The organism is Pseudomonas sp. BF-R-26, from assembly GCF_019947395.1.
GTDB lineage: Bacteria > Pseudomonadota > Gammaproteobacteria > Pseudomonadales > Pseudomonadaceae > Aquipseudomonas > Aquipseudomonas farris.
This window is the reverse complement of the sequence record NZ_JAGYGK010000020.1, coordinates 56,555-77,536: the sequence shown is the minus strand read 5'-3', so window position 1 is coordinate 77,536 and position 20,982 is coordinate 56,555. Positions and strand designations below refer to the sequence as shown.

Here is a 20,982-nt window from a genome sequence, read left to right as displayed (position 1 = left end):
TATTGGCTGAGCAACGCATCGGCCAGAACACGGAAGTCACCTTGCACTTTGCATTGCGTCTGGAGAACGGCGACACCGTCGACAGTACCTTCGACAAAGCCCCGGCGACCTTCAAGGTTGGCGACGGCAACCTGTTGCCAGGTTTCGAAGCAGCGCTGTTCGGCTTTAAGGCCGGCGACAAACGCACCCTGACCATCGAGCCGGAAAACGCTTTTGGTCAACCGAACCCGCAAAATGTGCAGATCATCCCGCGCTCGCAGTTCAAGGATATGGAACTGTCGCCTGGCTTGCTGGTGATCTTCAACGATGCGGCCAATACTGAGCTGCCCGGTGTGGTGAAAGAATTCGATGACGCTCAGGTGACCATCGACTTCAACCACCCGCTGGCCGGTAAAACCTTGACCTTTGACGTCGAGATCTTCAACGTCAAAGCGCTGTAACTTGTGGGAGCGAGCCTGCTCGCGATGGCGTCATCACATTCAACATCAATGTTGACTGACGCACCGCTTTCGCGAGCAGGCTCGCTCCCACAGTAGTTTTTTCACTGTTTTCGCTATTTCTTGCGCGCAAGACACGAGGCACAGCATGCAAATCAAACTCGCCAACCCCCGTGGCTTCTGCGCCGGTGTGGACCGGGCGATCGAAATCGTCAACCGCGCCCTGGAAGTCTTCGGGCCGCCGATCTACGTGCGCCACGAAGTGGTCCACAACAAATTCGTCGTCGAAGACCTGCGCGCCCGTGGGGCGATCTTCGTCGAAGAGCTGGATCAGGTGCCGGATGACGTGATCGTGATCTTCAGCGCCCATGGCGTTTCCCAGGCCGTGCGCACCGAAGCCGCTGGCCGTGGCCTGAAGGTGTTCGACGCTACCTGCCCGCTGGTGACCAAGGTACACATCGAAGTCGCGCGCTACAGCCGCGACGGCCGTGAATGCATCCTCATCGGCCACGCCGGTCACCCGGAAGTCGAAGGCACCATGGGCCAGTACGATGGCAGCAATGGTGGCGCGATCTATCTGGTCGAGGACGAGAAAGACGTCGCCGCGTTGCAAGTAAACAACCCTGAAAAACTGGCCTTCGTCACCCAGACCACCCTGTCCATGGACGATACCAGTCGCGTGATCGACGCCCTGCGTACTCGGTTCCCGGCCATCGGAGGTCCGCGCAAGGACGATATCTGCTACGCCACGCAAAACCGTCAGGACGCCGTCAAGCAGTTGGCAGACGAATGCGACGTGGTGCTGGTGGTCGGCAGCCCGAACAGTTCCAACTCCAATCGCCTGCGTGAACTGGCTGAACGCATGGCCACCCCGGCCTATCTGATCGACGGCGCCGAAGACCTGCAAAAGAGCTGGTTCGACGGTGTCGAGCGTATTGGCATCACGGCCGGAGCCTCCGCTCCGGAAGTACTGGTGCGTGGTGTGATCCAGCAATTGCAGGCCTGGGGCGCCACCGGGGCCGATGAACTGGCCGGCCGCGAGGAGAACATCACGTTCTCCATGCCTAAAGAATTGCGCGTGCGTTCGTTGCTTTAACGTTTTCCCCCCGGACACAACGCCTGCTCAGCCTTATGGCTGCGCAGGCTGACGCGGCCGGTCCGGGCCAGCACCACCTGGAGCTGACTCACCGGTTCGTGGCTTGCGCATAGATGCAATGTCCCCGCTTGAAAGGCCCGTCCGGGCATCAGCGGTTCGCCCAGACTGCTGAAACGCACGAAACGCCTGACCGCCCAATTGCCGACAATCGGCACCCGGGTGCTACTCGCGTGCTCAACCAGTAGTGGATTGCTGCTGTCCTCCGGGCCTTTGCCACTGACATCCAGAATGATCCGCCAGCCCTGACCCCAGTCGCCGTTGATGCCGTGTATCACAACACTCTGATTGCGTGTGATAGCAGCTGTTCTGGCATTACGCATACCACTGACAATCGACTGCGCCGCCTGCTCCCGATGGTTCGATTCTGTCAGTGCGGCGAACGCCGGGCTGACCAGTTGCAGAACAATCCCGACAATTGTCAGTCCCATGAGCAGTTCGATCAGGCTGAAACCTTGCTGATGCATGTCATTTCCTTCCCTGGAGTGCTGCGGCCCGCACGATCCCTGCGCGAGTAATGGCAAAACAACCGTACATCTGCCGGTCGGATGTTCTAGCGTGTAGAAGCAGGTATAGCCGACGGCAACGGAGGGCACTGATGGATCATCGTACAAAAGGTTTCACGCTGATCGAGCTGCTGATCACGCTCGCCGTGTTTCTGATCCTGATCAGCCTTGCTGTTCCGGCGTTTACCCGCTCGGTGCAAAGCACCAAGGCCGACACCGAGATCGGCGACCTGCAACGCGCGCTCAATTACGCCCGGCTTGAGGCGATCGACCGGGGCATTACCACCCGGGTTCGTCCGACAGCAGGCGGGAGTGTCTGGACCGGCGATCTGACCGTTTATGACGGTACCGGCAATCCGGCCAATGTATTGCGGGTTGTTCCAGCGATGAGCAGTGGTGCAACTCTGACGCTAACCTCAGGAGTGACCGCTATTGATTTCAACAATCTGGGCGGTTTGTCGGCACCGTCCACGGCAGTCGTGATCAGCTATGTACTGGGGGCGCAGAGCCGGACGTTGAATGTGTGTTTGAACGGACGAATTCTATTGGGTGGAAGTTGCGGATGAGGGGTTGGAGCAAGCGTGCACAGGAGGGCATGACGCTGATCGAGGTACTGGTCGCGTTGTTGGTTCTGGCCGTGGGGTTGTTGGGCGCGGCGGCGATTCAGCTCAATGCGCTGAAATACACCGATAGCTCGCGGATGACCAGTCAGGCGAGTTTTATCGCCTACGACATGATGGACCGCATTCGCGCCAACTCCGGCGCCGATTACACCGTTACGCCACCGACCTCGGGCAACCTGAGCGTGGCCCGGGATCAGGATCTTTACGATTTCACCACCAACATCGTCAATTTCGGCGGCGCCACAGCGACCGGTAGCATCACCCGCAACCAGCGGGTGTACACCATTACCATTACCTGGGACGACTCGCGGGCCGCCAATACCGCCGACTCGCGCCGCAGCTTCGTCGTTGTCAGCCGCGCCACCGTTGATCCGGCGACGACACCATGATCAGAGCCAGCAAAGGTTTCGGCCTGATCGAGTTACTGATCGCCCTGGCGTTGAGTCTGGTCGTGGTTCTTGGCGTGGCGCAGATCTTCATCGCAGCTAAAAATACCTACGTCAGTCAGAACACTGCCGCCGGCATGCAGGAAGATGCACGGTTCGTCCTGAGCAAAATGATTCAGGAAATCCGCATGGTTGGCATGTTCGGTTGCCTGGGCACGATTATCGACTCCAGCTCGGCAGGGAATTTCAATGCCAGTCAAATCACGCCGATCAGTTGGGACAATGCCAACCTCAAATTAACGCTCGTCACCGCGGATGTCGGTGGCAGTGGCGGGGTGCCGACCTGGACGGTGATTTCCGATTGCCGCAATATCGCGACGGCCTACACCGGTGCACGCATCCCGGCATCGGGGCAGTTGGCATTTCCGATCCGGCGATTGGTCTACAGCTTCAGCAACAACCAGCTGCTGATGGGCTCTGGTGCCGGCACGCCGACGCAGCAGGTGCTGGTGAACAACGTCAGTGCCTTCAATGTGAGCTTCGGCCTCGCCAGTTCGGCCACGGATACGGCCGCCTCCACCTATAGCAGCAACCCATCCGATCCTGCACGAATCCGCAGTGTGCGACTGACGCTGACGCTAACCGACCCGAACGGCCGGGTACACGAACAAACCTTCAACGTGGTTGCCGCCTTGCGCAACCGGTTGCCATGAGGGGAGGGTCGATGAGTATTGCTCCCATGACCCCTCACGCCCAGCGCGGCATGGCGCTGTTGGTCAGCCTGGTGTTTCTCCTGGTGCTGACGTTGATCGGGCTTTCGTCGATGCAGAGCGCTACGTTGCAGGAAAAAATGGCCGGCAGCGTGATCCTGCGTAATCAGTCGTTCCAGGGCGCAGAAGCGGCATTGCGTGTCGGCGAAAGCGCGGTGCAACTGGACACCTATTCATTGCCGGTTTGCAGCGGTACCAGCCAATGCGCCCCGCCAGTCGAGGTGTCGGTCATTACCACCGCCGGGTTCAACTCCACCTCGGGGGTGACCTGGATCGCCTCCGGCAGCGGCTTTTACGGGGTGCAGAACATCGGCACCACCCTGACGGCCGTGAACGTGCCGAGCAACACGTCGGCAACGCTGTACCGGGTGACCGCCGTGGGCATCGCGGGCAATTCGCGCAGTGTGGTGGAGAGTATCTATGCGAAGTACTGAGACCCGTACAGGCTGGCGCCGTTGGTTGTTGCAGTTGTTCTGCGGCGCGGCGTTGAGTCTTTATCTGGCAGCGCCGACTTACGCCTTCACGCCCTCGGATTCGCCGCTGTTGAACGCCGCCGCCGTGGCGCCCAATGTAATGCTGTTACTCGACGACTCGAAGAGTATGAACAGCATTATCTGGGCGGCAGGCTTCGACCCGACGGTCGCGCGCACCCCGGTGACTATTTGCCTCTCCAATGGTTCGTGCAAGAAAGGCCGCGAGCTTGACATGACCGATACCAATATTGCTTTGTCGAGCTTGACTCGAGGAACATGTTCGAAGGATTGGTACGGTTTTTATAACAACAGCTCTACCGGTCTGGAGTCGCTTTGCCTCAAGCTTCCCGATCCGGTGGGGAGCGAGGACACGCTATATACGGCGAATTACCTGTCCTATTTGATAAGCTTGGCGAACAACGCCGACCGGGATTTCACCGATGGCTCGATCCCCAATGATTACCGGATGAATGTGGCTCGCAACGTTTCCAAGACGTTGGTGGCCAGCAACCGCTCGCTGCGCATCGGCCTCGCGACGTTCAACCTGGCGGTCGGCAACCATAAGAATGACGGCGGTTACATCGTCCGTTCGGTCAGTGATTTGTCGGCAGTCAGCGGCACCGTGACCCAGGCTCAGGCCGATACCAACTACAACGCATTGATCGCCGGAATCGACGAACTGAGCGCGGAGGCCAATACGCCCCTGGCGGAAGCCTATTACGAGATCACCCGCTATTTCCGTGGCATGGCGCCGTACAACAACTCGACACCCACCACCTACACCAGTCCGATTCAGTATCGCTGCCAGAGAAATTACGGCGTTGTAATCACCGGTGGTCTGCCGACCTACGACCGAACCTTTCCGACCGACGATCCGCTGGGTGGTAGCCAGTTACCGAACTGGGACGGTATCAGCAATAACGATGGCGCCAACCTCTTCGGCGATGATCAGGGCGACACCCTGTTCCTGGATGACATCGCCAAGTTCGCCTTCGACATCGACATGCGCTCCACGGGAACCGATGCTACGGGCAAAAGCTGGGATGCCCTGGATTTTTCCCGGCAGAACATGAATACCTATACCGTGGGTTTCACCGCGGCAAACCAGATGCTGGCGGATGCCGCGACCTACGGACAGGGAAGGTACTACCAGGCGACTGATGGCACGGGACTGAACAGCGCACTTTCTTCGGCTTTGAGCGACATCACCTCCAAGGCCGGATCAGGTGGCAGCGGCGTTGCCAGCGGTACGACCCTGACCAGCAACTCAGCCTACTTCCAGACCACCTACGACCCCAAGGACTGGCGGGGCACTATCAAGTCCTTTAGCTTCACATCGGCGGGCGCGGTGAACACGGCGGCGGTGCTGTGGACGACCGATACCACCATCGTGCCCGGTGCTACCGCGCCGACCTACCAGTCCTGGAATACCCTGACCAAAGCTGCTGTCACTCTGGCCTACAGCAACTTCTCCCCGGTCCAGCAGGATTCTCTCAACCAGGGGCTGCCCGTCGGCATCACCGGTAGTGATCTGGTGGAGTGGAGCAAGGGCACCAATAAAACCGGCTTGAAAACGCGCAGTGTATTGCTCGGCGATATCATCAATTCGCCTCTCGTGCTGGCCGCGCCCACGGACAAAACCGCGTCCGATCTGGTGGGTGACACCACCTACAGCACCTACCTCGCCACCAAAGCCGCCAACATGAACTCCAGCCTGGTGGTGAACGCCAACGACGGTTTTGTAAACGTCATCAACTCGACCAACGGTGTCAGACGCTACGGCTATATGCCCTCCAGTGTGCTGCCATCATTGCGCTACATCGCTGACCTCACTTACATCAACGGTGTAAGCCACAAGTTTTTGGTCGACGGTCAGGTCGGTGTGTTCGATGCTCAACTCGATAGCGCCTGGAAAACCCTGGCGATTGGTGGAACAGGGGCGGGCGGCAAAACCTTCTATGCGCTGCAGCTGTTCGACGCATCGGCCGGTAACGTGACCAGGGCGTTGTGGGAAATCAGTGCACCAGCCACGGCTGATGCGGCGAACGTTTTCAATGATCTGGGTTATGCCTATGCGCGCCCCGAAGTGGCACGCTTGGCCGATGGTCGCTGGGCCGCGTTTATCTCCAACGGTTATGGCAGCAACTCCGGAGTGGCAGCGCTGTATGTGGTGGATATCCGCGACGGCTCACTGATCAAGAAGATCGTGGTCGACAGTACAGACACCACCAACGGCTTGTCGTCGGTGAAGCTCAGGGTCAACTCGCAGAACGTGGTGCAGGCCGCCTATGGGGGCGACTTGAAGGGGCGGTTGTGGAAGTTCGATTTGAGTGGCACCACCACAGACACCTGGGGCGTGGCGTTTTCCGGCAAGCCGTTGTTCACCACGGCGGGAGGGGCGACCCAACCGATCACCGTACAACCATTGCTCGCCGATCACGCATCGGGCGGTAAGCAAGTGTTGTTCGGTACCGGCAAATTAAATGAGGCCGCCGACAAGACCAACAAGGATCTCCAGGCGTTCTACGCGGTATGGGATGCGGAGGGTGGCGCGGGGCAAATCACCACTTCCAGCTTGCAGGCGCAGGCGGTGACCGGCGTTTTTTCGGGCAGCTCCGGGCAATTCATCACCACCAGCCAGAACGAAGTGACCTACCCGGCAAAGAAAGGCTGGTACTTGCCGTTGGTGTACAACAACGTGCTGACGGGAGAGCGAGTGATCAATCAGGCCACTCTGGTATCGGGGCGAATCGTGTTTACCACGGCCAGTATGGATACCACGGACCCCTGTGCCGGCTTCGGCAGCGGCAAACTGATCGAACTCGATGCGTTCAGCGGTAAGATGCTCAATTACGCGGTGCTCGACACCAATGCCGACGGGACGGTCGACAGCACTGACACAATTTCCAGTGGGGTGATCTTCACTGGCGGCATCCCGACCCTGAACGCGGTCGTCAACGACGCCTCCCGCAAGATTGTGAACGACTCCGGTGGCGGCATCAGCACACTGGTGGAAAAATCCGGTGGCGGCAGCGGCCGTCGCATCATGTGGCGACAAATACAGTAAGTGAGAGTTGAGGCATGCGCAGATCCAACCGAGGTTTTACCCTGATCGAAATCATGATCGTGATTGCGATCATCGGGATCGTCATCACTATTGGCTATCCAAGCCTCACCGAGTATGTAAAAAAGGGCCGCCGTACTGAAGTGGCCGGGCTGCTTTCCGAACAGGCACAGATCCTCGAGCGCTTCTATTCGAAGAATAATGTCTACACCAATGCCATCGGTCTGAGCGCCGGCAATGATTTCTATACCATCACCCCGACCCTGACCGATCAGACCTTCCTGCTGACGGCAACACGCAAGGCCGGATCGAGCATGGCGAGCGACAAGTGTGGTGACTTCACGCTCACCAACACGGGCGTCAGAAGCATGGTCAATGCGACGGCCGGCCAGACCACCAAGAGTTGCTGGGGTCGCTGAGTTTATTTTTCGGGCGCCCTTTACGCCCTCTGTCTATTGAACGGTTGGATCAGAACATGAGCAGGCAACAGCAAGTGGTGATTGTCGGCGGCGGGGTGATTGGCCTGCTGACGGCGTTCAATCTCGCGTCCGAAGTACAGAGCGTCGTGCTGCTGGACCGCTCGAATGTCGGTCAGGAGTCGTCCTGGGCCGGTGGCGGGATCGTCTCGCCCCTCTATCCGTGGCGTTACAGCCCGGCGGTCACTGCGTTGGCTCATTGGTCCCAGGATTTTTATCCACAGCTGGCAGAACGTTTGTTCGCCGCCACGGGTGTCGATCCTGAAGTGCACACCACCGGGTTGTACTGGCTGGACCTGAATGACGAAGCCGAAGCGCTCGCCTGGGCCAAACGGGAAAATCGTCCGCTGCGGGCTGTGGATATCTCTGCGGCACACGATGCGGTGCCGGTATTGGGCGCCGGTTTTTCGCGGGCGATCTACATGGCCGATGTGGCCAATGTACGTAATCCACGGCTGGTGAAGTCCCTCAAGGCAGCGTTGCTGGCGCTGCCGAATGTGACGATTCATGAGCAGTGCGAGGTCAGCGGGTTTATCCGTGAAGGCGCTGCGGTGGTCGGGGTTCAGACTTCGATGGGGGCCATTGCGGGTGATCAGGTGATTTTGACGGCCGGGGCCTGGAGCGGTGACTTGCTGAAAAGCCTGGGCCTGGAGTTGCCGGTCGAGCCGGTCAAAGGCCAGATGATTCTTTACAAGTGCGCGGCGGACTTCCTTCCGAGCATGGTCCTGGCCAAGGGGCGTTATGCCATTCCTCGGCGCGATGGACACATTCTGATCGGCAGTACGCTGGAGCATGAAGGCTTCGACAAGACGCCGACCGACACCGCGCTGGAAAGCCTCAAGGCCTCGGCGGTGGAGTTGATTCCGGCGCTGGCGGATGCCGAAGTGGTGGGGCATTGGGCCGGGTTGCGGCCGGGGTCGCCGGAGGGGATTCCCTATATCGGTCGGGTGCCGGGGTTTGACGGGCTTTGGCTCAACTGCGGGCATTACCGCAATGGGTTGGTGTTGGCGCCTGCGTCGTGTCAGTTGTTTGCGGATGTAATGCTGGGGCGGGCACCGATTATCGACCCTGCGCCGTATGCACCGGTCGGGCGGATCTGACTGAAGATCTTTTAACGGTTCAATCCAGCCCCAATTTCTTGAGCCTGTAACGCATCGACCGAAACGACAGATTCAACCGCTGAGCCGCCGCCGTGCGGTTCCAGCGGGTTTCTTCCAGGGCCTGGAGGATGAGTTTGCGTTCGACGTTTTCCAGATAGGCTTCCAGGTTGTCGATTTGCGTCAGGTCCGGCACGTCGCCGTCCGAGTTGCAGTTACCTTCGGCCAGGCGCAGGTCGCTGGCTTCGATCTGTTTGTTCTCGCACAAGGTGTGGGCTCGTTCAAGCATGTTCTCCAATTCCCGCACGTTCCCTGGAAACCGATAACTTTTCAGTGCATCGAGGGCTTGCGGGTGGAGTTTTGCGGCGGGTTGGCCAGTGCCGGTCGCTAGTCGCTTGAGCATATTGTTGGCTAGAAGCTCAATGTCGTCGCGGCGTTCGCGCAAGGGCGGCACCCGCAACTCGATCACGTTCAGACGATAGTACAAGTCCTGGCGAAAGCGTTCGGCGGCGACTTCGGTATCGAGGTCTTTGTGGGTGGCGCAGAGTATGCGCACATCGACCACGGTTTCCTGCTGCCCACCGATGCTGCGCACGGCTTTCTCTTGAATGGCCCGCAATAGTTTGACCTGCATCGCCAGCGGCAGGTCTGCCACCTCATCGAGGAACAAAGTGCCGCCCTGTGCGGCCTGGAACAGCCCGGGTTTGTCTTCGATGGCGCCGCTGAAACTGCCTTTGCGATGGCCGAAAAATTCGCTTTCCATCAATTCCGAGGGGATAGCCCCGCAGTTCACCGGTACGAATGGTCGGCTGGCGCGTGGGCCTTGGTCATGGATCAATCGGGCGACCAGCTCCTTGCCGCTGCCGGACTCGCCGCTGATGTACACCGGAGCTTGGCTGCGGGCCAGTTTGTCGATTTGTTTGCGCAGGCTGCGCATCGGCAGTGAGTCGCCCAACAGGCGACGGTCGATGGTACTGCTGGCGCCGCCTGGCGCAGGCAAACTCAGCGCGCTGGTGACCAGTTCGCGCAGGCGGGTGAGGTCGACCGGTTTGGTCAGAAAGTCGAAGGCGCCAGCCTTGAGCGCGTTGATTGCCGTCTCCAGGCTGCCGTAGGCGGTGATCATCGCCACTGGCACTTGCGCATAGCGCTGCTGGATATGCTGCACCAGCGCCAGACCGGTGCCGTCGGGCAGACGCATATCGGTCAGGCACAGGTCGAATGTCTCCCGTGCCAGCAGTGCTTGCGCTTCTGCGAGATTGCGGGCGCTGAAGGTGTCGAGTTTCATCCGTCCCAGGGTTATTTCCAGGAGTTCGCGAATATCCGGCTCGTCGTCGACGATCAGGATTTTTTGCCGTGGGCTCATGTTCAACTTTGTTTCCGTCCGTGAGCAAAAGTGATGCGAAAGCAGCCGCCGCCTTGGCGTGGTTTGAAGTCTAGGCGGGCCTGATTGCTTTCGCACAGCTCACGGGACAGATAAAGCCCCAGGCCAGTACCCTGGCTGCTGGTGGTGAAGAACGGTTCGAACAAGTGCGAGCGCTGCTCCGGCGCCACGCCGGGGCCATCGTCCAGGACTTCAAGGGTCGGCAACTGGCTCTCCGGGTCGAGATACAACTCAAGCCAGGCTTGAGCCTGAGCGTGTTTCAGCGCGCTATGGCGCCAGGCGTTGCGCAGCAGATTGTCGAGAATCTGGGTCAGCTGATTCGGGTCCATCAGGGTTTTGAAGTTTCCCGAGCCGATGCGCAGGTGAATTTGCTGACGTTCGGTCGCCCCTTCGCGGGTTTCAGCGACAAAATGCTCCAGCCACGGCCGTAGATCCAGCCGTTGCGGCACGGTTTGCTGGCGACGAGACAGTTGCAGGACGTTTTCGATTACCCGATTCATTCGCTGAGAGTGGTCTTGAATAATCTGTGTCAGACGCCGATCCGCGCCGTTCAGTTCCTCGGATTCCTGCAGTAACTGGGCGGCATGACTAATGGCACCCAGTGGATTGCGGATCTCATGGGCAATACCGGCGGTCAGGCGACCGAGGGCGGCGAGTTTCAGTTGCTGGGCCTGTTGGGCGATTTGGGCGAGGTCTTCGAGAAAAACCAGCGTCTGGTGGTGCGGGCTATGGTTCAGGGCAATGAAACTCGGTTGCAGCTCAAGGCCATTGCTGGCGATTTTCAGGCTTTGTGGGCGCAAAGTCGGATTGTTGAACCACAGTTGGAGCCGCTCGACCAACGGCATCGAATAGTCGTCGATCAACTGGCCATCGAGTTTTTCCTGCCCCAGCAAGGTCAAGGCGCTGTGATTGGCCAGTTGCACATGCCGTTGGTCGTCCAGCACCAGAATGCCCGTGCGCATGCGTTGCAGGATCAGTGCGTTGAGGGCTTCGAGGCTGAGCACTTCGCTGGCCCGCTGCTCGGCCAGGGTTTCGCTGACTTCCAGTCTTCGGATCAAGCCTTGCACCAACAATGCTGCGGCAAAACACAGGGCGCCGAGAGTGCCGACTTGCAGGTAATCGTTGGGAGTGGTGGGGTGGCTGAAGCTCAGAAGGAAGCTCAGACCCACGATGCCGAGGGCGCCAACTGCCGCAATCAGCAGGCCGATGCGCCCGCGCAGCAGGGTGTTGCTGATGACTACCGACACGATCAACAGGTTGCCGATGGCGCTGGGCATGCCGCCAGCGGCATAGAACAGGCCGCATAGCAGCAGGACATCGACCAGCGCCAGGCTGAACAACTGCGCCGGGCGCCGGGTGTTCCCCTGAAAGACCACCAGCAGGATATTCAGCACCAGGTACAACCAGCTGCCGTTACGCAGCAAGTCATCATTGGCGAACGTCAGCAACTGGTTGTCCATGTTGCTGGAGATCAACAGCACCAAGGTGATGCCGATGCTTAAACGGTAGAGGTGATAGAGGCGCAGCAATCGCTGGGCCTGTTTGTTGCCGGGACTGGACGTCTCAGCGATCACTGGAACCCGGGCCTTGCTCAAGGTGAGCCTGGCTGCAATACCACTGTTGTTGAAGGCTCAGCGCGCGGTCGCGGGGCAGGTGTACACCGCAATGAGCACAGCGGACCATGGGTGGAGCATCTTGCTCGCGCGGCGTGTTGGTGCCCGAAGCCGGGCTCTTGAACTTGCGCCAGAACCATACCGCAGCGGCAATCAGGGCGATCCAGAACAATAAACGAAGCATGGTGAGCTGCTTTTTGAGTAGTGAATTGGCAGTTTAGCCAAGGACGGGTCAGGCGCACAGCGCAATACGCTCACCCCTGAAATCCGGTAATAAAAAAGGCGCCTCGAAAGGCGCCTTCTCGGCACAACACCCCAGCGTCAGTCGAACACGCCGAAGGTCATGTAGCTGAACCACGAGCGGTCGGTGTTGTTGGCTTCGGACTCGTGCTGCTCTTCTTCGATCACATCGCCGTTTTCATCTTTAGGCTTGAGCTCGTTCGGAATCGAGTCCTTGGCATCCTGGAACTGCCTCTGTACGTCCTGGTTGGCGCGGGTTTCACCCGGCGGCAGCGGCGGACGGGATTCGATCAGGCCCAAGGTGGCCTTGCTCAGCCACGAACGGTTGTCGGCTTCGTCCTTCGAAGGCACGAACTGACCGTCCACCAGGCTTGGGTGGTTCGGGTAGTTGAGCTTCAGGGTTTCGAGGGTGGTCGCGGCCAGTTCGTCCAGGTGCAGACGTTGGTAGGCTTCAGTCATCACCGCCAGGCCGTCACCGACCGAAGGGGTTTCCTGGAAGTTTTCCACCACGTAACGACCACGGTTCGCGGCGGCGACATAGGCCTGACGAGTCAGGTAATAGTCGGCAACGTGAATCTCGTAGGAAGCCAGCAGGTTGCGCAGATAGATCATGCGCTGCTTGGCGTCCGGCGAGTAGCGGCTGTTCGGGAAGCGGCTGGTCAACTGGGCGAACTCGTTGTAGGAGTCGCGAGCGGCGCCCGGGTCACGCTTGGTCATGTCCAGCGGCAGGAAGCGCGCCAGCAGGCCGACGTCCTGGTCGAAAGAGGTCAGGCCCTTGAGGTAGTAGGCGTAATCCACGTTCGGGTGCTGCGGGTGCAGACGAATGAAACGCTCGGCGGCGGACTTCGCAGCCTCAGGCTCGGCATTCTTGTAGTTGGCGTAGATGAGCTCGAGTTGAGCCTGATCGGCGTAGCGACCGAACGGATAACGCGACTCCAGCGCCTTCAGCTTGGCTGTGGCGGCGGTGTAGCTATTGTTGTCCAGATCGTGCTGAGCCTGCTGGTACAGCTCGACTTCGCTCAGGTTTTCGTCTACGACTTCCTTCGATGAGCAAGCAGCGGTCAATGCGAGGATGGCGATCAGCAGCAGGTGTTTCACTTGCATGGCGGCTTGCGTCCCTATGACGGCCGCTGTCTTGGGCGGGGCCGTCCTGTTATGATGAGTGCCCCGTTGAAAAGCCTCGGGGCAAAAGACGCCGTATTTAACCACAAGCGCGCAGCCGAAACCAAAGGCTGTGCCGACGCCTAGTCTGAGCATGTCCGATAAAATTGAACTTCGCGCAGAGGTGCCGTCCGAATTGGGCGGCCAACGCCTCGATCAAGTCGCCGCACAATTATTCGCTGAGCACTCGCGCTCGCGCCTTTCCGCCTGGATCAAAGACGGCCGCCTGACTGTGGATGGGGCGGTTATCCGCCCGCGAGACATCGTTCACGGTGGCGCCATTCTTGAGCTGACTGCCGAGCAGGAAGCTCAGGGCGAATGGATCGCTCAAGACATCGAGCTGGACATCGTCTATGAAGACGACGACATCCTGGTCATCAACAAGCCTGCGGGCCTGGTGGTGCATCCGGCTGCCGGTCACGCTGACGGCACCTTGCTCAACGCCTTGCTGCACCACGTGCCGGACATTATCAATGTGCCCCGCGCCGGTATCGTGCATCGCCTGGACAAGGACACCACCGGTCTGATGGTGGTGGCCAAGACCATTCAAGCGCAGACACAGCTTGTCACGCAATTGCAGAGCCGCAGCGTAAGCCGGATCTACGAGTGCATCGTGATCGGTGTGGTGACAGCCGGCGGCAAAATCAACGCGCCGATCGGTCGTCATGGCCAGCAACGCCAGCGCATGGCTGTGATGGAAGGTGGCAAGCAAGCCGTCAGCCATTACCGCGTGCTCGAGCGTTTCCGCTCCCACACTCACGTGCGGGTGAAGCTGGAAACCGGTCGTACGCACCAGATTCGCGTGCATATGGCGCACATCAACTACCCGTTGGTCGGAGATCCTGCCTACGGCGGTCGTTTCCGTATTCCGCCGGCCGCCAGTGTGACGATGGTCGAATCCTTGAAGAATTTCCCGCGTCAGGCGCTGCATGCGCGGTTCCTGGAGCTGGACCATCCGACCACCGGTAAACGCATGAGCTGGGAATCGCCACTGCCGGACGACTTCGTCTGGTTGCTGTCGCTGCTCAAGCAGGACCGCGAGGCGTTCATCGGATGAGTGACTGGCTGACTCCCGACTGGCCTGCGCCTGCCGGGGTGAAAGCCTGCGTTACCACCCGTACGGGCGGCGTCAGTCTGGCGCCGTTCGACAGCCTCAACCTGGGCGATCATGTCGACGACAGCCCCGAAGCTGTCGCCGAAAACCGCCGTCGCCTCACCGATCATTTCTCTATTCATCCGGCGTGGTTAAAGCAGGTTCACGGCATTGTCGTGGCTCAAGCGGATCCAAGCTTGGTAGCCACTGCCGACGCCAGCTGGACGGCAACACCCGGTATCGCTTGCACCGCGATGACCGCCGACTGCCTTCCGGCGCTGTTTTGCGACCGCGCCGGCACCCGCGTCGCTGCCGCCCATGCCGGTTGGCGCGGGTTGGCGGCGGGTGTGCTGGAAGCGACCCTCGACAGTCTGGGTGTACCGCCCGAAGACGTGTTGGTCTGGCTCGGCCCGGCCATTGGCCCTCAAGCCTTTGAAGTCGGCCCGGAAGTGCGTGAAACCTTCGTCGAGCAATTGCCTGAAGCCACCAAAGCCTTCGTGCCGAGCCAGAATGCCGGCAAGTTCATGGCCGACATCTATGAGCTGGCGCGTTTACGTCTGGCCGCTCGCGGCGTTACCGCTGTTTATGGTGGCGGTTTCTGCACCGTGACCGACCCTCGCTTCTTTTCTTACCGCCTTAGCCCACGCACCGGTCGGTTTGCGTCCCTGATCTGGCTCGAACGCTAGACTTGTCTGATCTGCATCAACGTCACGGCGCTTGAATCTCCCAGAATCGACCACATCTAGTGAGGTATCTGGCAGGTTTCTTCATTCAGGATGTTTATAGGTCCGGCCTGCTCAAAAGGAAGGTGACCCATGCGTATAGACCGTTTAACCAGCAAGTTGCAGTTAGCCTTGTCCGACGCCCAATCCCTGGCCGTCGGCCTCGATCATCCGGCGATTGAGCCGGCGCATTTGATGCAGGCCATGCTTGAACAGCAGGGTGGTTCGATCAAACCCCTGCTGATGCAGGTGGGTTTCGACGTCAATAGCCTGCGTAAAGAGCTGACCAAAGTCCTCGATCAGCTGCCGAAAATCCAGAATCCGACCGGCGATGTGAACATGTCGCAGGATCTGGCGCGCCTGCTCAACCAAGCCGATCGTCTGGCCCAGCAGAAGGGCGACCAGTTCATCTCCAGCGAACTGGTGTTGCTCGCTGCCATGGACGAGAACAGCAAGCTCGGCAAATTGTTGCTGGGCCAGGGCGTGAGCAAGAAAGCCCTGGAAAACGCGATCAATAACCTGCGCGGCGGTGAGGCAGTCAATGATGCCAACCACGAAGAATCCCGTCAGGCGCTCGATAAATACACCATCGACCTGACCAAGCGCGCCGAAGAAGGCAAGCTCGATCCGGTAATCGGCCGTGACGACGAAATTCGTCGCACCATTCAGGTCCTGCAACGCCGCACCAAGAACAACCCGGTGCTGATCGGTGAGCCTGGCGTGGGTAAAACCGCCATCGCCGAAGGCCTGGCACAGCGTATCATCAACGGTGAAGTGCCGGATGGCCTGAGAGGCAAGCGTCTGTTGTCTCTGGACATGGGGGCTTTGATTGCCGGTGCCAAATACCGCGGCGAGTTCGAAGAACGCCTTAAATCCCTGCTCAACGAACTATCGAAGCAGGAAGGGCAGATCATACTGTTCATCGACGAACTGCATACCATGGTTGGCGCCGGTAAAGGCGAGGGCTCGATGGATGCGGGCAACATGCTCAAGCCTGCGTTGGCTCGTGGTGAACTGCACTGCGTCGGCGCGACCACGCTCAACGAGTACCGCCAATATATAGAGAAGGATGCGGCCCTTGAGCGGCGCTTCCAGAAAGTCTTGGTGGACGAGCCGAGCGAAGAAGACACCATCGCCATCCTGCGTGGCCTGAAAGAGCGTTACGAGGTTCACCACAAGGTGGCGATCACCGACGGTGCGATCATCGCCGCGGCCAAGCTCAGTCATCGCTACATCACCGATCGTCAGCTGCCGGACAAAGCCATCGACCTGATCGACGAAGCCGCCAGCCGCATCCGTATGGAGATCGACTCCAAGCCGGAAGTGCTGGACCGTCTGGAACGTCGTCTGATTCAGCTGAAGGTGGAATCCCAGGCACTGAAGAAAGAAAGCGACGACGCGGCGAAGAAACGTCTGGAAAAACTGCAGGAAGAAATCGTTCGTCACGAGCGTGAGTACTCGGACCTCGAAGAAATCTGGAACTCGGAAAAAGCCGAGGTCCAGGGTTCGGCGCAGATCCAGCAGAAGATCGAACAGTCCCGTCAGGAACTGGAAGCCGCGCGCCGTAAGGGCGACTTGAACCGCATGGCCGAGTTGCAATACGGGGTGATCCCGGACCTGGAGCGCAGCCTGCAAATGGTCGATCAGCACGGTAAAAGCGAAAACCAGTTGCTGCGCAGCAAGGTGACTGAGGAAGAGATCGCCGAAGTCGTGTCGAAGTGGACCGGCATCCCAGTGTCGAAAATGCTCGAGGGCGAGCGCGAAAAACTGATGAAGATGGAAAGCCTGTTGCACCAACGTGTGATCGGTCAGGACGAAGCAGTGATCGCCGTTTCCAACGCCGTGCGGCGTTCCCGCGCCGGGTTGTCCGACCCGAATCGCCCGAGCGGTTCGTTCATGTTCCTCGGCCCGACCGGTGTCGGTAAAACCGAGTTGTGCAAGGCGCTGGCCGAGTTCCTGTTCGATACCGAAGAGGCGATGGTGCGGATCGACATGTCCGAGTTCATGGAGAAACATTCCGTGGCTCGACTGATCGGCGCGCCACCGGGTTACGTGGGCTATGAAGAGGGCGGTTACCTGACCGAGGCGGTGCGTCGCAAGCCTTATTCGGTGATCCTCCTGGACGAGGTCGAGAAGGCCCACCCGGACGTGTTCAACATTTTGCTGCAAGTGCTCGAAGATGGCCGTTTGACCGACAGCCATGGCCGCACGGTGGATTTCAAAAACACCGTGATCGTCATGACCTCCAACCTCGGATCGGTGCAGATTCAGGAACTGGTGGGTGATCGCGAAGCGCAGCGCGCGGCTGTGATGGATGCGATTTCCACGCACTTCCGGCCGGAGTTCATCAACCGGGTCGACGAAGTGGTGATTTTCGAACCGCTGGCTCGGGATCAGATCGCCGGTATTACCGAGATCCAGTTGGGTCGCCTGCGTAGTCGCCTGACCGAACGCGAGCTGAAGCTTGAGCTGAGTCCGGAAGCGATGGATAAGCTGATCGCTGTCGGTTACGACCCGGTGTACGGCGCACGACCGCTCAAACGGGCGATCCAGCGCTGGATCGAGAACCCGTTGGCACAGTTGATTCTGTCGGGTCGATTCATGCCTGGCGATACCGCCAAAGGTGTCGTGGAAAACGACGAAATCGTTTTCGTCTGACGCTCGGCGGCAGTGCAATAAAAGAAGGCCTCGCATTGCGAGGCCTTTTTTTCGCCAGGCTGTTGAACTCAAAGGAAAAGGCTTGTAAAGTGCGCCCCGCAGTAAGTCGCCCTGAAGGGTTTCTGCTCCCCAAGCAGGAATCTGAAATAAGTTGCAAATCATTAACTTGAAAGCAATTTAGGGGGTTGACAGAGGTGCTTAAGATTGTAGAATAGCGCGCCTCAGACACACGAACGCAGCGATGCGAACGGGTCGAAGAGGTGAAGCAAGCTTCACAGTTGTAAATTGAAATATGTAGTTCCGTGATAGCTCAGTCGGTAGAGCAAATGACTGTTAATCATTGGGTCCCAGGTTCGAGTCCTGGTCACGGAGCCAATTTCAAACCGGGGTATAGCGCAGTCCGGTAGCGCGCCTGCTTTGGGAGCAGGATGTCAGGAGTTCGAATCCCCTTACCCCGACCATTTTTGGGTCGTTAGCTCAGTTGGTAGAGCAGTTGGCTTTTAACCAATTGGTCGTAGGTTCGAATCCCACACGACCCACCATTTTTGAAACCAGTTAGCGCTGGAATCGAATCTTAAGATCAGAGGCCAAAAGCGCTGATCGAAGAAGGCGCCTTTCAAAGGTGCCTTTTTTTTACCGGGGTATAGCGCAGTCCGGTAGCGCGCCTGCTTTGGGAGCAGGATGTCAGGAGTTCGAATCCCCTTACCCCGACCATATTAAAAATCCTCGTATCGAAAGATACGGGGATTTTTTTTGTCTGCTGCAAATGCAAAAAAGCCCTGCTTCTCGTTGGAAAAGCAGGGCTTGGTCTTCAGAGACTTAGCTATTGTCTTTCAGGTGCTCGAACAAGCCCTTCGGCATTTTTTTGCCATTGGTTTCGTAGTTGGCTTTTACGTTATCAAAAGCCTCTTGTTCGTCGATCTGGCCGTCATGGTTGGTGTCGATCTTGTCGAAGTCAGCCTTGGGCGCCACTTTCAAAAATTCCGCGCGGGATACCTTGCCGTCATCATCGGTGTCAGTCTTGGCCATCGAGGCGTCACCGCACTTGCCTTCGCCACATTTACCTTCAGGCGTCTTCACGACCTGTTCCGCCGAGGCCAGCAGGTAGCCCTGAGTCAGCGGCTGCGAAGCGAAGACAGAACCGGACAACATCATGCCTCCGGCCAGGACAGCGCCGAGCAGGCCAACGGTGTTTTTGCTGAGAGTACGGGACATTACAAATCTCCTGGGTTGCACAACACAACCGCTCGATAAAGGACGCCACGTGAATGCGGCGATGACCGAAGCAGGCAGTGCCTTGCTCGGGTGTGGCCATTTAGCGGGCGTGGTGTATCGCTACTGTGTCGCGCAAGGGGGGGCTTTGTAAGCGAAGGGATGGAATCAGTGGGGGAGATACAGTGAGACACACAAGTGTTCGCAGGTTGGACCGAGGCGCCTGCATCGCGGGCAAGCCACGCTCCCACAGGTTATGTGCCGACCATGGAATCTGAATCCGACACATAACCTGTGGGAGCGTGGCTTGCCCGCGATGAGGCCCTGACAGACGCCGAGTATTTAGTGCAGCTTCAGCCGAGGCTCAGTCCCGCGCCCAATCTTGCTGCCCAGCATCAACATCGCCGTGCGGAACGCGCCATACAACGCCATCTGGTGCATGCGATACAGCGACACGTAAAACATCCGCGCCAGCCAGCCCTCAAGCATCACGCTGCCGGTGAGGTTGCCCATCAAGTTACCCACAGCCGAAAAACGCGACAGCGAAATCAGCGAGCCGTAGTCGGTGTACTTGTACTCCGGCAGGGCTTTGCCTTCGATCCGCAGTTTCAGCGATTTGGCCAGCAACGAAGCTTGCTGGTGCGCAGCCTGGGCGCGCGGCGGCACATTGCGATCAGTGCCTGGTTGTGGGCAGGCCGCACAGTCACCGAAGGCGAAGATGTTCTCGTCGCGGGTGGTTTGCAGAGTCGGCAACACTTGCAGCTGATTGATGCGGTTGGTTTCCAGGCCATCGATGTCCTTGAGGAAACCCGGCGCACGAATTCCGGCGGCCCATACTTTGAGGCTGGCGTTGATCACTTTGCCATCGGCGGTAATCAGGCTGTCTGTCGTCACTTCGCTGACTGCAGCATTGGTCATGACGTTGACCCCGAGTTTCTCCAGGGTCTTATGCACAGGCCCGCCGATTCGTTCCGGCAGGGCTGGCAGTACCCGTGGCCCGGCTTCGATCAAGGTGATGTGCATGTTTTCCGGTTTGATCCGGTCCAGGCCGTAGGCCGCGAGTTCATGGGCGGCGTTGTGCAGTTCCGCTGCCAGTTCGACCCCGGTGGCACCGGCGCCGACGATCGCTACGCTAATTTGCTCGACTTTATCGCTCTGCCCGGCATGGGCGCGCAGGTAGTGATTGAGCAGTTGTTGATGGAAGCGCTCGGCCTGTTTGCGGGTGTCGAGGAACAGGCAGTGTTGCGCCGCGCCCTGCGTGCCGAAATCGTTGGTGGTGCTGCCGACGGCAATCACCAGCGAGTCGTAAGGCACTTCGCGCGCCGGCACCAGTTCCAGACCGGCCTCGTCGTAGGTGGCGGCCAGCTGGATTTTCTTCTGTGCGCGATCGAGTCCGCTCATGCGCCCCAGCTGGAACTCGAAGTGGTTCCATTTTGCCTGGGCAACATAGTTGAGTTCGTCTTCGGAAGAGTTCAGGGAACCTGCCGCCACTTCGTGCAACAGCGGTTTCCAGATGTGGGTCAGGTTCGCGTCGACCAGCATCACACTGGCCGTGCCGCGCTTGCCCAGAGTCTTACCCAGACGGGTAGCCAACTCCAGACCGCCGGCGCCGCCGCCAACGATGACAATACGATGAGTCATGGGGATATCTCGCAAGGCTAAAAGAAATCGGTGCAGTTACCCGAGCGAGCGCGATGCAGCTCATAGCGTCAGGTAACTGATAAGTCGGCTCAACAGGCCTAGACCAATGGTCACTGCCAACACCAGCACCAGGAGCATCCACGGCCGGAAAGGCCGGCGCTCGACTTGGTGCTGGGACAGGCGCAGGTACTCTTCGACATGCTTTTGGTCGTCCGGGTTCAGGCGGCTGGTCATATTGGGCCTCGTCAGATAGACGTTGCTGAATGTTTAGAAGCT

19 protein-coding genes, 4 tRNA genes and 1 pseudogene are annotated in these 20,982 nt (G+C 59.0%); 16 read left to right on the top strand and 8 right to left on the bottom strand.

Annotated features, from left to right (window positions below; all coding sequences use genetic code 11):
• The first annotated feature begins 2 nt into the window (after window positions 1-2).
• Both fkpB and ispH read left to right on the top strand, forming a co-directional pair.
• Window positions 3-440 carry an FKBP-type peptidyl-prolyl cis-trans isomerase gene (fkpB, locus tag KGB18_RS26125; protein ID WP_187326444.1) on the top strand — a complete coding sequence of 146 codons (438 nt, stop codon included), beginning with the start codon at window positions 3-5 and terminating at the stop codon, window positions 438-440.
• 145 nt (window positions 441-585) lie between these two features.
• Entirely contained in the window at window positions 586-1,533 is a 948-nt protein-coding gene (ispH, locus tag KGB18_RS26120; RefSeq protein WP_033054296.1) for a 4-hydroxy-3-methylbut-2-enyl diphosphate reductase, read from the top strand.
• Here the strand turns inward: ispH and KGB18_RS26115 are convergent.
• Window positions 1,502-2,057: pseudogene (locus tag KGB18_RS26115) on the bottom strand (GspH/FimT family pseudopilin). The gene ispH and the pseudogene KGB18_RS26115 sit on opposite strands and share 32 nt — an antisense overlap.
• A 131-nt stretch (window positions 2,058-2,188) precedes the next feature.
• Between KGB18_RS26115 and KGB18_RS26110 the strand changes: the two are divergent.
• The 7 genes from KGB18_RS26110 to thiO are packed head-to-tail and all read left to right on the top strand — an operon-like array spanning window position 2,189 to window position 8,988.
• Entirely contained in the window at window positions 2,189-2,662 is a 474-nt protein-coding gene (locus tag KGB18_RS26110; protein ID WP_008008702.1) for a GspH/FimT family pseudopilin, read from the top strand.
• A complete protein-coding gene (gene pilV, locus KGB18_RS26105; RefSeq protein ID WP_123721398.1) occupies window positions 2,659-3,108 on the top strand; it encodes a type IV pilus modification protein PilV in 450 nt (149 codons plus the stop codon). Before KGB18_RS26110 ends, pilV begins: the two co-directional genes overlap by 4 nt.
• On the top strand, window positions 3,105-3,818 hold the full coding sequence (locus KGB18_RS26100; RefSeq protein ID WP_123721399.1) for a PilW family protein: 714 nt from the start codon (window positions 3,105-3,107) through the stop codon (window positions 3,816-3,818). The genes pilV and KGB18_RS26100 overlap by 4 nt, the downstream gene beginning before the upstream one ends.
• A gap of 11 nt (window positions 3,819-3,829) precedes the next feature.
• Window positions 3,830-4,309, top strand: coding sequence for a PilX N-terminal domain-containing pilus assembly protein (locus tag KGB18_RS26095; RefSeq protein WP_123721400.1), 480 nt, complete (start codon window positions 3,830-3,832; stop codon window positions 4,307-4,309).
• Entirely contained in the window at window positions 4,296-7,415 is a 3,120-nt protein-coding gene (locus tag KGB18_RS26090; protein ID WP_123721401.1) for a pilus assembly protein, read from the top strand. Before KGB18_RS26095 ends, KGB18_RS26090 begins: the two co-directional genes overlap by 14 nt.
• 14 nt (window positions 7,416-7,429) lie before the next feature.
• Complete coding sequence (locus KGB18_RS26085; RefSeq protein WP_048396484.1) at window positions 7,430-7,831, top strand: type IV pilin protein; 402 nt, start codon at window positions 7,430-7,432, stop codon at window positions 7,829-7,831.
• Between the two features lie 56 nt (window positions 7,832-7,887).
• Window positions 7,888-8,988: a glycine oxidase ThiO gene (thiO, locus tag KGB18_RS26080; protein ID WP_123721402.1), complete on the top strand. Its 1,101-nt coding sequence runs from the start codon at window positions 7,888-7,890 to the stop codon at window positions 8,986-8,988.
• 19 nt (window positions 8,989-9,007) lie between these two features.
• On the opposite strand, the gene KGB18_RS26075 is transcribed toward thiO, so the two are convergent.
• From KGB18_RS26075 to KGB18_RS26060, 4 genes are all read right to left on the bottom strand, one after another.
• On the bottom strand, window positions 9,008-10,348 hold the full coding sequence (locus KGB18_RS26075; RefSeq protein WP_123721403.1) for a sigma-54-dependent transcriptional regulator: 1,341 nt from the start codon (window positions 10,346-10,348) through the stop codon (window positions 9,008-9,010).
• Window positions 10,349-10,350: 2 nt separating this feature from the next.
• The gene (locus KGB18_RS26070; protein ID WP_123721404.1) at window positions 10,351-11,940 is read right to left on the bottom strand and encodes a sensor histidine kinase; all 1,590 of its coding nucleotides are present in this window, start codon (window positions 11,938-11,940) and stop codon (window positions 10,351-10,353) included.
• A complete protein-coding gene (locus KGB18_RS26065; RefSeq protein WP_123721405.1) occupies window positions 11,930-12,163 on the bottom strand; it encodes a PP0621 family protein in 234 nt (77 codons plus the stop codon). Before KGB18_RS26065 ends, KGB18_RS26070 begins: the two co-directional genes overlap by 11 nt.
• A 137-nt stretch (window positions 12,164-12,300) precedes the next feature.
• Complete coding sequence (locus KGB18_RS26060; protein ID WP_123721406.1) at window positions 12,301-13,323, bottom strand: outer membrane protein assembly factor BamD; 1,023 nt, start codon at window positions 13,321-13,323, stop codon at window positions 12,301-12,303.
• A gap of 151 nt (window positions 13,324-13,474) precedes the next feature.
• Between KGB18_RS26060 and rluD the strand changes: the two genes are divergently transcribed.
• From rluD to KGB18_RS26025, 7 genes are all read left to right on the top strand, one after another.
• Window positions 13,475-14,437: a 23S rRNA pseudouridine(1911/1915/1917) synthase RluD gene (rluD, locus tag KGB18_RS26055; RefSeq protein ID WP_007901932.1), complete on the top strand. Its 963-nt coding sequence runs from the start codon at window positions 13,475-13,477 to the stop codon at window positions 14,435-14,437.
• Window positions 14,434-15,159 carry a peptidoglycan editing factor PgeF gene (gene pgeF, locus KGB18_RS26050; protein ID WP_223570723.1) on the top strand — a complete coding sequence of 242 codons (726 nt, stop codon included), beginning with the start codon at window positions 14,434-14,436 and terminating at the stop codon, window positions 15,157-15,159. Before rluD ends, pgeF begins: the two co-directional genes overlap by 4 nt.
• Window positions 15,160-15,288: 129 nt before the next feature.
• Window positions 15,289-17,853 (top strand): ATP-dependent chaperone ClpB, encoded by a 2,565-nt coding sequence (gene clpB, locus KGB18_RS26045; protein ID WP_123721408.1) that lies wholly within the window; start codon window positions 15,289-15,291, stop codon window positions 17,851-17,853.
• Window positions 17,854-18,152: 299 nt separating this feature from the next.
• Window positions 18,153-18,228: transfer RNA gene (locus KGB18_RS26040), tRNA-Asn, on the top strand.
• 9 nt (window positions 18,229-18,237) lie between these two features.
• Window positions 18,238-18,314: transfer RNA gene (locus KGB18_RS26035), tRNA-Pro, on the top strand.
• 5 nt (window positions 18,315-18,319) lie between these two features.
• Window positions 18,320-18,395: transfer RNA gene (locus tag KGB18_RS26030), tRNA-Lys, on the top strand.
• A gap of 95 nt (window positions 18,396-18,490) precedes the next feature.
• Window positions 18,491-18,567 (top strand) — tRNA-Pro (locus KGB18_RS26025).
• A gap of 105 nt (window positions 18,568-18,672) precedes the next feature.
• Here KGB18_RS26025 and KGB18_RS26020 read toward each other — a convergent pair.
• The 3 genes from KGB18_RS26020 to KGB18_RS26010 all read right to left on the bottom strand — a co-directional run bounded on the left by KGB18_RS26020 (window position 18,673) and on the right by KGB18_RS26010 (window position 20,940).
• Complete coding sequence (locus tag KGB18_RS26020) at window positions 18,673-19,068, bottom strand: hypothetical protein (protein WP_052967618.1); 396 nt, start codon at window positions 19,066-19,068, stop codon at window positions 18,673-18,675.
• A 339-nt stretch (window positions 19,069-19,407) separates the two neighbouring features.
• Window positions 19,408-20,706, bottom strand: coding sequence for an NAD(P)/FAD-dependent oxidoreductase (locus tag KGB18_RS26015; protein ID WP_123721409.1), 1,299 nt, complete (start codon window positions 20,704-20,706; stop codon window positions 19,408-19,410).
• A 60-nt stretch (window positions 20,707-20,766) separates the two neighbouring features.
• Window positions 20,767-20,940 (bottom strand): DUF3094 domain-containing protein, encoded by a 174-nt coding sequence (locus tag KGB18_RS26010; RefSeq protein ID WP_050681443.1) that lies wholly within the window; start codon window positions 20,938-20,940, stop codon window positions 20,767-20,769.
• Window positions 20,941-20,982: the final 42 nt, after the last annotated feature.